This window comes from Pseudoalteromonas sp. ESRF-bin5 (assembly GCF_002632075.1).
Lineage (GTDB): Bacteria > Pseudomonadota > Gammaproteobacteria > Enterobacterales > Alteromonadaceae > Pseudoalteromonas > Pseudoalteromonas marina.
Genome location: NZ_NTLW01000207.1, coordinates 1 through 11,068 on the forward strand (window position 1 = coordinate 1; position 11,068 = coordinate 11,068).

Annotated in this window: 13 protein-coding genes; 4 read left to right on the forward strand and 9 right to left on the reverse strand. The window is 38.8% G+C overall.

The genetic code is table 11. From position 1 onward, the window contains the following. Positions 1 to 44: 44 nt before the first annotated feature. Positions 45 to 956, forward strand: coding sequence for a UDP-3-O-acyl-N-acetylglucosamine deacetylase (gene lpxC / locus BCG07_RS12445; RefSeq protein ID WP_008126813.1), 912 nt, complete (start codon positions 45 to 47; stop codon positions 954 to 956). Between the two features lie 106 nt (positions 957 to 1,062). On the opposite strand, the gene yjjG is transcribed toward lpxC, so the two are convergent. From yjjG to BCG07_RS12460, 3 genes are all read right to left on the reverse strand, one after another. Next, positions 1,063 to 1,737 carry a pyrimidine 5'-nucleotidase gene (yjjG, locus tag BCG07_RS12450; RefSeq protein ID WP_286890370.1) on the reverse strand — a complete coding sequence of 225 codons (675 nt, stop codon included), beginning with the start codon at positions 1,735 to 1,737 and terminating at the stop codon, positions 1,063 to 1,065. A gap of 15 nt (positions 1,738 to 1,752) precedes the next feature. After that, a complete protein-coding gene (gene yjjX, locus BCG07_RS12455) occupies positions 1,753 to 2,292 on the reverse strand; it encodes an inosine/xanthosine triphosphatase (RefSeq protein WP_286890371.1) in 540 nt (179 codons plus the stop codon). A 75-nt stretch (positions 2,293 to 2,367) separates the two neighbouring features. Further along, entirely contained in the window at positions 2,368 to 3,267 is a 900-nt protein-coding gene (locus BCG07_RS12460; protein ID WP_138740409.1) for a phosphoribulokinase, read from the reverse strand. 157 nt (positions 3,268 to 3,424) lie between these two features. On the opposite strand from BCG07_RS12460, the gene BCG07_RS12465 reads away from it, so the two are divergent. Then, positions 3,425 to 4,300: a hypothetical protein gene (locus BCG07_RS12465; protein WP_286890372.1), complete on the forward strand. Its 876-nt coding sequence runs from the start codon at positions 3,425 to 3,427 to the stop codon at positions 4,298 to 4,300. Between the two features lie 61 nt (positions 4,301 to 4,361). After that, positions 4,362 to 4,727: a hypothetical protein gene (locus BCG07_RS12470; protein WP_006794078.1), complete on the forward strand. Its 366-nt coding sequence runs from the start codon at positions 4,362 to 4,364 to the stop codon at positions 4,725 to 4,727. A gap of 118 nt (positions 4,728 to 4,845) precedes the next feature. Here BCG07_RS12470 and BCG07_RS12475 read toward each other — a convergent pair whose 3' ends face one another. The 6 genes from BCG07_RS12475 to BCG07_RS12500 all read right to left on the reverse strand — a co-directional run bounded on the left by BCG07_RS12475 (position 4,846) and on the right by BCG07_RS12500 (position 10,273). Further along, positions 4,846 to 7,419 carry a M1 family metallopeptidase gene (locus BCG07_RS12475; RefSeq protein ID WP_286890374.1) on the reverse strand — a complete coding sequence of 858 codons (2,574 nt, stop codon included), beginning with the start codon at positions 7,417 to 7,419 and terminating at the stop codon, positions 4,846 to 4,848. Positions 7,420 to 7,542: 123 nt separating this feature from the next. Next, on the reverse strand, positions 7,543 to 8,223 hold the full coding sequence (locus tag BCG07_RS12480; protein ID WP_008126825.1) for a site-specific integrase: 681 nt from the start codon (positions 8,221 to 8,223) through the stop codon (positions 7,543 to 7,545). 97 nt (positions 8,224 to 8,320) lie between these two features. Further along, entirely contained in the window at positions 8,321 to 8,671 is a 351-nt protein-coding gene (locus BCG07_RS12485) for a DUF2750 domain-containing protein (RefSeq protein WP_006794081.1), read from the reverse strand. Between the two features lie 17 nt (positions 8,672 to 8,688). Continuing rightward, complete coding sequence (locus BCG07_RS12490) at positions 8,689 to 9,267, reverse strand: glutathione S-transferase family protein (RefSeq protein ID WP_286890377.1); 579 nt, start codon at positions 9,265 to 9,267, stop codon at positions 8,689 to 8,691. A gap of 64 nt (positions 9,268 to 9,331) precedes the next feature. Then, on the reverse strand, positions 9,332 to 9,613 hold the full coding sequence (locus BCG07_RS12495) for a peptidylprolyl isomerase (protein WP_286890379.1): 282 nt from the start codon (positions 9,611 to 9,613) through the stop codon (positions 9,332 to 9,334). Between the two features lie 84 nt (positions 9,614 to 9,697). Then, positions 9,698 to 10,273: a glutathione peroxidase gene (locus tag BCG07_RS12500; protein WP_286890381.1), complete on the reverse strand. Its 576-nt coding sequence runs from the start codon at positions 10,271 to 10,273 to the stop codon at positions 9,698 to 9,700. 81 nt (positions 10,274 to 10,354) lie between these two features. On the opposite strand from BCG07_RS12500, the gene BCG07_RS12505 reads away from it, so the two are divergent. Continuing rightward, a complete protein-coding gene (locus tag BCG07_RS12505) occupies positions 10,355 to 10,843 on the forward strand; it encodes a GNAT family N-acetyltransferase (RefSeq protein WP_039036789.1) in 489 nt (162 codons plus the stop codon). Positions 10,844 to 11,068: the final 225 nt, after the last annotated feature.

Here is an 11,068-nt window from a genome sequence, read left to right on the forward strand (position 1 = left end):
TACTATCCGCCGTCTAACTGTAATAAATTTAAGTGAGCGAACCTATGATTAAACAGCGTACGATTGCAGAAGTAGTCAAAGCCATAGGAATTGGACTTCATAAAGGTGAGAAGGTCACAATAACTCTCCGACCTGCGAGCGCAAATACTGGGATTGTATTTCGTCGTGTCGACCTTGATCCGGTTGTTGAATTTGAAACAACACCTGAAGCCGTTGGCGATACGCAGTTGTGTACCTGTTTAATTAACAAAGATGGCGTTCGTTTATCAACTACTGAGCACCTAATTGCTGCAGTTGCAGCAATGGGGATTGATAACCTAATTGTAGAATTAGACAGCTCAGAAGTGCCAATTATGGATGGTAGTGCATTACCATTTATTTATTTATTACAAAAAGGCGGCATTGAAGAACAAAATGCCGCTAAACGCTTTATTCGTATTAAAGAAAAAGTACGTATCGAAGAAGGCGACAAATGGGCCGAAGTAGAACCGTACGACGGTTTTCACATCGACTTTGAAATCGCTTTTGATCACCCGGCTATTAACGAAAGTCGTCAGCGTGTTGGTTTAGACATCACCGCTCAAAGCTTTACTGAAGAAATTAGCCGTGCTCGTACCTTTGGTTTTATGAAAGACATTGAATACATGCATGCTAATAACCTTGCTCTAGGTGGCAGCATGGACAGCGCAGTAGTACTTGATGAGTTTAAAGTACTAAACCCAAATGGTTTACGCTACAGCGATGAGTTCGTTAAGCACAAAATACTAGACTGTGTTGGTGACATGTTTATGACAGGCCATAATATTCTAGGTAAGGTGACTGCGTTTAAGTCGGGTCACGATTTAAACAATAAGTTGCTTCGTAAAGTAATGGCAACCGAGTCAGCGTGGGAGTGGGCAACATTTGAAACGCCTGTAACGATGCCTGCACCCGGTCTTGAGTTAGCAACAGCCTAACCAAGTATCTTAAAGTACACACTTAAAACAGTTACAAAAAATGACGCTTATTAGCGTCATTTTTTTGCTATGTATCTATTTTTTTTAAAATAGTAAGTTTTAAAAATTAAATACCTAAAATGGCTTGTAGCTGTTCTAATTTGGTTATTGTGTAAGTGGGGGTTATTCCTTCTGGTAATTGTTCACCAGGGTGTTGCAACCAACATGTATCAATACCTACATTATTACCGCCAAGTATGTCACTTGATGCGGTATCACCCACCATTAATATTTGACTCTTATTTGGGTTACCCATCAGTTCGAACGTATGTTCAAAAATAGCTTTGTTAGGTTTTGCTATACCTACAAGCTCAGAAATAACTAACCATTCAAACATATCTTTTAAACCAGTATGCTCTAAACGTACTGTTTGTAGGCGAGCAAAGCCATTAGTAATGATGCCTAACCTAGCATGAGGTTTTAATTTATTAAGCAACTCTATAGCGCCTGGTAATGGTTCACAAATTTGCGCCATTGCATCTAAAAATGCATCGTTTAACTCTTTAGCGGGTACATTTAATTTTGCTGACCATTCGTTAAAGCGGGTTACTTGCAAGTAATCAGCACTAATAACACCATTTTGATAATCAACCCACAGTTGTTTATTGGTTTTCTGGTAGTGAACGTAGTCGTCTTTAGTAAAGTTAACGCCGTATTTTTTAAACATACGGGTCATACCGGCTAATATATCAAACCTAAATAAAGTTTCGTCTGCATCAAACAACACGTAGCTGTATTTCATTCAATTTCCTGTATTTTATTTGCGATATAGGTCGCTATGTAAAAAGGGTGCCATGGCCAAGGTTAGTGCTTGGGTATAGGTACTTTCGCGTGTTGCATGGTTATTTGTAAGCAGGCCAATGGCGCCGCCTTTTTGTTTTATATTTGTGGTGTTAAATGCTTTATCCATTACATCGCCAAGCTCTTCGCCATTAAGTAATGCTTTAAAAAGTATATTGGGTAATGGAAGATTACTGCTTCGCCCTATAACCTGCTCTGTGGCGTTATCAATAACAACATAAGCAAAGGTCGCTGCACCATAGCTAAATTGCTCTGCACCGCCTTCCATTGCCACGTAGTAATCGGCTTGATGGTGCTTTTTACAATAGTTAACACGGTTTTGCGCGCCAATACGTGTTTCATCTTCACCAATAGGTTGATCTGGCACGTTTGAAGGAGCGTTAACACCTAGGCAATCAATAGTGTTATTTGGAAAGTACATAGTAAAAATATGCTTTGCTGCATTTATTTTTACTGGATTTTTAGATCCAACTATAACTTTTAACAATGATGACATGCTGATCTCGTATTGAGTAAAATCAGCAGTGTACGTGACTTCTGTTAAACAAAAAAGAGCACTAAAGCGATAATACTAAATAGGTAAATCAAGCGGAGCAAGGTTCTCTAGTGCGCGCTTTTTCATAATAATATCTTTTATCAGCGGTGTTAATACAAGCTCCATTGCAAGGCCCATTTTACCGCCCGGCACTACCAGCGTATTAATACGCGACATAAAGCTACCTTCAATCATTCTCAGATAATAAGGAAAATCAACATCTTCAATGCCTCTGAAGCGGATCACAACAAAGCTTTCATCAAGTGATGGAATGTCTTTTGCGCTAAATGGGTTTGATGTATCTACGGTAGGCACACGCTGAAAGTTAATATGCGTTCGTGAAAACTGAGGGGTAATATGATTTATGTAATCGTCCATACTACGCACAATTGACCCCATCACGGCTTCGCGAGAGTGGCCACGCTCTGAAGTATCGCGGATTAGCTTTTGTATCCACTCAAGGTTAATAATAGGTACCATGCCTATGAGTAAATCAACATGCTTGGCTACATCAACGTCTTGGTCAACAACTCCGCCATGCAAACCTTCGTAGAACAAAATATCTGTATTATGCTCAAGGTCTTGCCAAGGGGTAAATGTGCCAGGCAGTTGGTTATAAGGTACAGCCTCATCAAAGGTGTGCAAGTAGCGGCGCAATTTGCCTTGCCCTGTTTCACCATAATTACTAAATAACGATTCAAGGGCGCCAAAGTCGTTAGCTTCACGGCCAAAGTAACTAATATGTTTACTTTCTTGTTGGGCTTCGCGTATTTTTTTGTCCATTTCGGGACGTGTATAACGATGAAAGCTATCACCTTCAATAAATGCTGCCTGAATATTTAGGCTACGAAAAATATGCTTAATGGCATTGGTCGTGGTGGTTGTACCCGCACCCGATGAACCAGTAATTGCAATGATAGGATTTTTAGCTGACATGTTAATTCTCTTTTTTAGGACCAGGCTATATAACCAGACTAAACTTAACACTTTTTTAAGTCGTTTGGGTATCTTACGTGTTGACTGACTAAGCTCAAGTGACGCCATCAGCAAATAACGTTATCATGAGGTGCTTAAAATTAAAACGAGAGAAAGCATGAAACTTTTAAAACCATTACTTAGCTTCTTTTCATTAAGTGCGTTAGCCGCAGGTTGTGCACACGCTAACATGCCTAAAAGCCAAATATTACTTGCTGATTTAAATACGCCATATGGTGTTCAAGTGACCATAGTAAGCGACAAAACAAGTTACAATAACCAGCCTTACTTAATTAATGACGATTTATACTTTACCCATGAGGTAATAACTAATAACCAAAGCCAAACCGATATTGCACACTACAATTTAACAACACGTGAAATAACTAACTTAACAAATACACCTGTCAGTGAGTATTCGCCAACGTTAATGCCTAATAAAACAAGTTTGTCAGCCATTGTTGTAGAGGCCGACTCAAAACAAAAGTTGTGGCAGTATCCGCTTAATACACAAAGTGCGCCTAGTCGTATTTTTGATTGGATAGAGCCTGTTGGCTACCATGCTTGGGGCATTAAAAACGATTTAGTGATGTTTATTTTAGGTCAGCCGCATACGCTTCAATACACCTCAGTAGACGCTGCTAGAGGTGAAATAGCCGCCAGTGATATTTCTCGTACACTTATTTATAACCACAACGCGGCGATGTTTTTATTTAGTTACACTAAAAATGATCAGCATATTTTAGCGAGCTTTAACCCACAAAATAAACAAGTAGGCGATTTATTAAGGCTACCCACTCAGGTACAAGACTTCATTTTAAAAGATGATAAAACAATTGCTTACGCTATTAAAAATCGTGTTTATCAACGTAAGCTCGATGGCAGTAATGAGATATCGCAATGGCTTGATTTAAGCACTTACTGCGAAACTAATATCACCCGAATGAGTTACAACAATGATAAGCTTGCATTTGTATGCGACGTAACACAATAAAGTAAGACTTCAAACTGCGTATGCGTTAAGGTGATACGCAAATTAACGAATAGGGATAAACATGGCGTACAGTGCAGATGAGTTAACAGAGCAGCTTATAAAACTACAATGCAGAAGTAATTTTAAAATTAAAAACATTGCTGAATACATGTTAGTTAATTCTAAAGAGGCCTTTTACACTCACAGTGAAAGTGGGAAAGGTAAAATAGTGATTCGCCCTGCGTTTGAAGTGTTTAGCGATGACTTTAATGACATAGATGGTGTAACACGTGCACAAGGGTATTTTCATAGCAGTGAAATGACCCGATTTCCAACTCGTATATATAAAAGCGCTCAACCAATTCATTATGGTGTCGCATTTAAAATAAATTCAGAGCAAGCTGCAAAAGACTTTATTGCTAAGTTGACGATGATCATTGGTAATTAATCTGAACTTTAGTTAAGAAGTTTTTTATCCGTAATTTGAGTTAATTAGTTTCGCCCTAAAATTATAAAGCCGCTGAGTGAATACTCAGCGGCTTTTTTATAGCTTAATCACATAGTGGTTATTTACTGTTTAAGAAGCTATTAACCGAATCAAGCTCGCGTTTTTTTAGTGCAATACAATCAAGCGTACTTTCTTCTAGTTTACTCAATGTACGGCTGTACCCAGGCACTTCTGAAATTTTATCGTTAAAGAAGTTTTGAGTGGTTGCTAAGCTTTTGGCATCACAGCCTACGGTTGTAAAGTACGGTAAATTAGGAATAAAGAACGGCGGCAAACTTGCTGTTACTTTATCGTAATTGTTATAAACCCAATCGATAAATAATGCTTGGCGCTCTTCTGTGTAACTTTGCCCAGATAAAATAGTACGCATATCAGAGGCGGTTACTTCATCAGTTAAGCTGTAAGCCAGCACTGTATTTTGTAACTCAGACTCACCAAAAAAGCCCATAGCAGCTAGCATGTTAGTGCGCACTTGAGGGTCTTTAGTCGTTTTAAATGTTGTCATGAATTGATCAAGCAAGGCTTTATCACCATGAAAAGCAGCGAGTCTTAAATAAACACCTGCTAAGTATGGGTCCACTTTTTGTGGGTTAGTTAAATACACTTGCGTTTGTTCTTTGGCTTTATTGATTACGTTTTGGTCTTCGCCATCAAAGCCTAAGCGTGATATAACAGCTGCACGAAGTTGCGACACTGCACCATCTTCGTCAATTTTTGCTTCTAAACCATATTTTTTAGCTGCAGGAGTCACTGCGTCACGGATAAATGCAGGCCATAAGTCTTTATTGCTTTCATCTTTGAACGTACGTTGCTGCGATACTAAGTAGCCCAGTGCAGTATTTGCTACACGAGGGTGGCTGTCACTTACAAATACTTCAAGTGTTTGCATTAACTTGGCGGCAGAGATAACGCCAGCCTTAAGCAGTGCATCGGTGGCCGATAATAGCGCTAAACGTTCGCGGTCAGTCAGCACTGTTGGCGCGTTTTCAATTAATGCGTTAAATTGCGCGTCATCCATTACCCAGCGGTAGTAGCCAAGAGCACCTTGGTCAGGGTAAATCCACTCTGGTGCAAAATCTAAATCAAGCGTTTGGCTTTGTTTGTTTAGTAAAACACTGGCTGTTTTAACGTTGTCGCCTGCACCGTATTTAATCGTTACTGGCACATTCCAAAGTTGTGCTGGCGCATCAACACCAGCATTCACAAAGCGGCTTTGTGAAATGGTTACTTTTTTGCCTTGCTGTTTAACGCTTACAAGAGGAAAAGAAGACTGTTCAATAAATGATTTTAAAACACTGGCTACATCTTTATTTGATGCTTTACCTAGTGCTTGCCATAAATCAGCCGCTTCTGCATTTTTATAAGAGAAGTCTTTTAAGTAACGCTGAATCCCTTTTTGGAACGCCTCTTCGCCAATCCAGTTTTCAACCATTGCAAGTACTGAGCTACCTTTACTGTATGCAAGGCCCAAACCGTCCATAATGTCAGCTTCGGTTTTAATTGGCTTACGAATAGGTTTAGTGCTTAAGCGGGCGTCTAATGCCATTACGTTATTTTGTGGTAAGTCTAAATGTGATTCAAACTCAGGGTTTAGCTGCTTGGTCATTTTAGCTGCCATCCAGCTTGCAAACGCTTCGTTTAACCACAGGTCATTCCACCACTTCATGGTTACCAAGTTACCGTACCATTGGTGTGCTAGTTCGTGAGCAATAATAGATACGTTACGTTGTTTTTTACTGCGTGTCGCTGCAGCTAAATCAACGAGTAAAATGTCTTCGCGGTAAGTTACTAAACCTGAGTTTTCCATTGCGCCAAATGGGAATTCAGGCACGGCAACTGAGTCGAGTTTTTTATACACATAAGGAATACCAAAATACTCTTCTAATGCTGCAAGTACGCGCGGCATATTATCTTTAGCATATTCGGCTAAATGAATTTTACCTTGAGGAGTAATAACACGCCCAGGAATGGGCATACCTTCAATGTCTATTTCTTCAAACGGGCCAACAGCCATTGCAACTAAATACGATGGAATAGGCGGTGTTTTATCAAAAAAGTGGGTTGTCATATTACCATTTATTGTTGTTTTTAGTTCTGGTGTATTGGCATATACTTTTTGTGAACTTGGAGCCGTTATTGTTAACTGAAAAGGAATTTTATAGCTTGGTTCATCAAAAACGGGGAAGGCACGACGTGCATCACTCATTTCAAATTGGGTAAATAGGTAAGGTGTACCTTGATCCAATGTTTTGTATAACCCCACACTTTGGCGGTTGTAGGGAGCAGAAAAATCAATATTAAGCGTGTATTTACCCGGTTGGATTTTTTCATCACAGCTAAATTTAACTTTACCTGTTTTAAGTATTTCATTACTTAAGTCACAGTTTTCTTTACCTAAAAGTTGCGCCATTTTTACAGCATAATCCACACCGTTTAGCTCAATGTAATGTGTTGGTTTTAATACTTCTAAGGCAATTTCAGTCATCCCTGTGAATGTATCTTTACTTGGGTCAAGTGTCAGCGATACATTTTGCGAACTTGGTTTTGCGAGTTTTTCGATAACGAATTCGTTAGCGTTTGCTGCATTTATTGCTAGCGCAACACTCACAGTTAAGAGGCTTTTAAGAAACATAGTGATCCCTTGTTTATTGTTAGAAACGCCCAGATTTTATGGGTACAGTTTATCCTACCAGTTTTTGTGAGGCGCGTAATTGATTTAAGAAGTGGCTTTGATGGTAAATAGTAACAAAGTTTGTCAGTGGCTTTCGCGTGATAGAAAACGTTGCCAGCTGAGTTGTGTATTTATAATACGTACTTGTTGAATAACCGTATTTAATAAGCTGATTTCATCAAACTGACTGTTTGGGTATTCGTTAAAGCCCATTAAATAATTAAAAGCGTCTTTAGAGTTAGCCTGAAGCGCATAAATACGTACTTGTTGTTCAAAGTTAAGACGTAAGCTACTAATCGCGGTTTTCATACCGAGCTGGTCAACGTTGGGGATATCACATTTTTGCAAATAGCCGGCACGATCGCCTTCACCCGAAAACCAAATACGTACTTTTTCACTGTATCTGCCTGTTTTAGCCGGGAGATCAAACATAAGTCGCTGGTGGTTTTTAGACTTTATAAACTCAACATAATCGCTAAATCCTGCATCGATAAGTGCTTTATGTACAGGGACTAAGCGGGGCTTTATTTTACCGTGAGTATGAAAGCTAAAACATAAAATATCATCAATAATACAAAGATCATCAAGTGTTAAACAGCCAATTTCATCACTGTAAGCACCGCTGTAATAGGCTATTAGTGGCAGCCAAAAGTGCCAATGTTTTGCTTGCTCGCGAGGGAGTCGAACATCACCGTATATATATCCATTATAAAGAGTGTGCAGTTCCATGGCTGAAAAAGGGCGGCGACCAAGATGGGTTTTCAACGTAATACCTTGAAAATAGTGAGATGTTTTATTTTATACCCAACTAGCACTAGATGCTAGTCGGGTTATCAGGCTTTAAGGTCCTGTGTGTAAATTATTATTCACTTAATGCACGAGCTAAACCCGTTGGTTCAATCTCAACACATACTTGGTCATCATTCCAATTAATGCCAACTAATGCGTCGTCCTCATTTAAATCTTCAACCCATGCATCTAAAAATTCATCAAGGTTAATTTCTACCGGACTGTAATCTTTCCATTCTTCTTTACACTGCGCTTTAGCCGCTTCTTCACTTTCCCAGAGCAGTAAAACATCAGTGTCGTCAAATTGGTTTGAGTCGCACACTACAAAGCCATTATCTTCTGCGCCCAGTGCCCAAATGACTTCGCTAACACGTACTTTTTCTACGAAGTTAACTAGCTGTGATTCAATTTCAATATCGCTCATGTGTTTACCTTATTAAGTTAGTGACGAGGATTAGTTTCTATTGCTGATTGACGTTCGCTAAATTGTGCATGAAATGCAACAAGTTCACTGTACTGACTAAAGTCAGTTAATTCACGAAAGCTAATCCAATCAAGCAGGCAGTATAAACTGATGTTGAGGTATTCACAGCTTTTAAATTGTTCATCGTTTAAATGATTGTTTAAAAAGCTTAATGTTTGTTCTATTCGCTCATTTTGCAGATTAAAAAATAATGCATCGCTTCGTGTATCTAAACCTGAGCGCTCGCATAATAGCATTTCAACAAGCGAGTCGTTGCAGGCATTAATAGTGGTAAGTAAGTGCTCTTGCGGCCAGTTTAGCTTTGATTTGCCTGTTTTCTCTAATAAGTAGCGTATTATTGAGTTTGAGTCGCTCAGTGTTAAATCACCATCAATTAAAATAGGTATTTTACGGGCTGGGTTTTTATTGGCCATTTTAGGGCGGTCTTGAGCTGAAAATATGTCTAAGCTTATAAGCTCTATATTACAGTTGTTTTGCAGAGCCCATATTCTAATTCGGCGAACGTAAGGTGAGGGAATAGAACCAATTAATTGCATAATCACTCCAAAAAAAAGCCGCTAAAGCGGCTTTTATTAAACGTTAATAGCAGTAAAGCTCAATTTATTCTGAACGGCTAGTAACTTCAAGTAAATGGTAACCAAATTGCGTTTGTACAGGGCCCTGTACCTGGTTTGTTGGGGCAGAAAATACCACTTTATCAAACTCAGGGACCATCATACCCGGGCCAAATTCACCCAGAGCGCCGCCGTCTTGTCCTGATGGGCAATTAGAATGTACTTTTGCTAATTCAGCAAAGTCTTCGCCTTGTTCAATTTTTGTTTTTAAGTCTAAACATTGTGCTTCGCTGTCTACCAAAATGTGTCGTGCGCTTGCCACTGCCATAAAATCTCCTGATTATAAGTGGTGTTTTTTTAACCTAGTGTATTGCCATACTAGTTAGTTTGTACAAATTGTACCAGTATAAATTTAGATTTTAGACAGGGAATTTTCCACTGCCTTAATCATTTTTTCTGAATCTGGTTTTACTTTGCTGTTAAATCGTAAAATTGTTTTACGATCAGCAGATACTAAATATTTATAAAAGTTCCAATTGGGCGAACTTGTTTGCTCGTTTAAATGCTTGAATATAGGATTTGCATCACTTCCTCTCACTTCGCTGGTGGCGAACATAGGAAAGGTGACCCCATAATTAATAAAACAGACTTTGGCCGTTTCTTTTTCGTTATCTTCTTCTTGGAAAAAGTCATCAGAAGGGAAGCCCAATATTACAAGCCCTTCGTCTTTGTATGTTTTGTGTAGTTTTTCTAAGCTTTCAAACTGAGGGGTGAAGCCACAGTTACTCGCAGTATTAACAATTAACAGAGGTTTGTTTTTGTAGTCGCATAAGTTAATGGACTCTTTAGAGCGAAGCTTTCGGATATCAACGTTAGTAAAATCGCCACAGGCTTGGGGATTTACGGCTTCATTACTTGGCTGTGTTTGTGCCATTAAAGTTGAACTAACCAATAACGCAGTAAACCCTATTATCATTTTTTTAAGCATCATATTACCTAACTATCCGATTGTTTGATTGGCTGATCATACGCTAATATGGAGGAAATTGATCAACCACTTAAATTTACTATGACAACTCGCTTAGCAACTATTGACGACCTTAATGATATTGTCGCCATTTATAATGAAACCATAGAAGGGCGAATGGTAACGGCAGATACCGAAGAAGTAACCGTTGAAGAAAAAAAAGATTGGTTTAATAGTCATACACAAAAGCGCCCAATTTATGTGTATTGCGAAAACGATACCGTACTTGCTTGGGTGAGTTATAAATCGTTTTACGGACGCCCTGCTTACGATGGAACCGTAGAAATGAGCATTTACATAACTAAAAATGCACAAGGTAAAGGCTTGGGTAAAAAGTTAATGCAGTTTGCGCAATCGGAGGCTAAAAAGCTTGATATTAGCGTGTTACTTGGCTTTATTTTTAGCCATAATTTGCCAAGCGTAAAGTTATTTAAGCACTTTGGTTTTGATGTGTGGGGGGAGTTACCAAACGTTGCCGTTATGGATAATAACTTATACAGCCTAACCATATTTGGTAAGCATTTAGAATAAGTTACGCTTATTTATTGGTCATATTTGTTTACAAATAACGCACAGGAATGTGTGTTATTTTCGTGTTTTTATACTACGCTGGTAACATATTAATTTTATTGGTTGTAAGTGTAGTTTAATGGCTAGAAAAATATTGATCATAGACAGCAGCACCATCATAGCAATGAGAGTAAAAGTACTCTTAGAGCTCATTGGGTGTAATGTTGAGCTGATTCATTTCTCTAT

Coding starts and splice junctions, on each gene's coding strand:
- BCG07_RS12465 (WP_286890372.1), top strand. CDS start 3,425: ATGAAACTTTTAAAACCATTACTTAGCTTCTTTTCATTAAGTGCGTTA.
- BCG07_RS12460 (WP_138740409.1), bottom strand. CDS start 3,267: ATGTCAGCTAAAAATCCTATCATTGCAATTACTGGTTCATCGGGTGCG.
- lpxC (WP_008126813.1), top strand. CDS start 45: ATGATTAAACAGCGTACGATTGCAGAAGTAGTCAAAGCCATAGGAATT.
- yjjX (WP_286890371.1), bottom strand. CDS start 2,292: ATGTCATCATTGTTAAAAGTTATAGTTGGATCTAAAAATCCAGTAAAA.
- BCG07_RS12490 (WP_286890377.1), bottom strand. CDS start 9,267: ATGCAATTAATTGGTTCTATTCCCTCACCTTACGTTCGCCGAATTAGA.
- BCG07_RS12475 (WP_286890374.1), bottom strand. CDS start 7,419: ATGTTTCTTAAAAGCCTCTTAACTGTGAGTGTTGCGCTAGCAATAAAT.
- BCG07_RS12470 (WP_006794078.1), top strand. CDS start 4,362: ATGGCGTACAGTGCAGATGAGTTAACAGAGCAGCTTATAAAACTACAA.
- BCG07_RS12485 (WP_006794081.1), bottom strand. CDS start 8,671: ATGAGCGATATTGAAATTGAATCACAGCTAGTTAACTTCGTAGAAAAA.
- yjjG (WP_286890370.1), bottom strand. CDS start 1,737: ATGAAATACAGCTACGTGTTGTTTGATGCAGACGAAACTTTATTTAGG.
- BCG07_RS12500 (WP_286890381.1), bottom strand. CDS start 10,273: ATGCTTAAAAAAATGATAATAGGGTTTACTGCGTTATTGGTTAGTTCA.
- BCG07_RS12505 (WP_039036789.1), top strand. CDS start 10,355: ATGACAACTCGCTTAGCAACTATTGACGACCTTAATGATATTGTCGCC.
- BCG07_RS12495 (WP_286890379.1), bottom strand. CDS start 9,613: ATGGCAGTGGCAAGCGCACGACACATTTTGGTAGACAGCGAAGCACAA.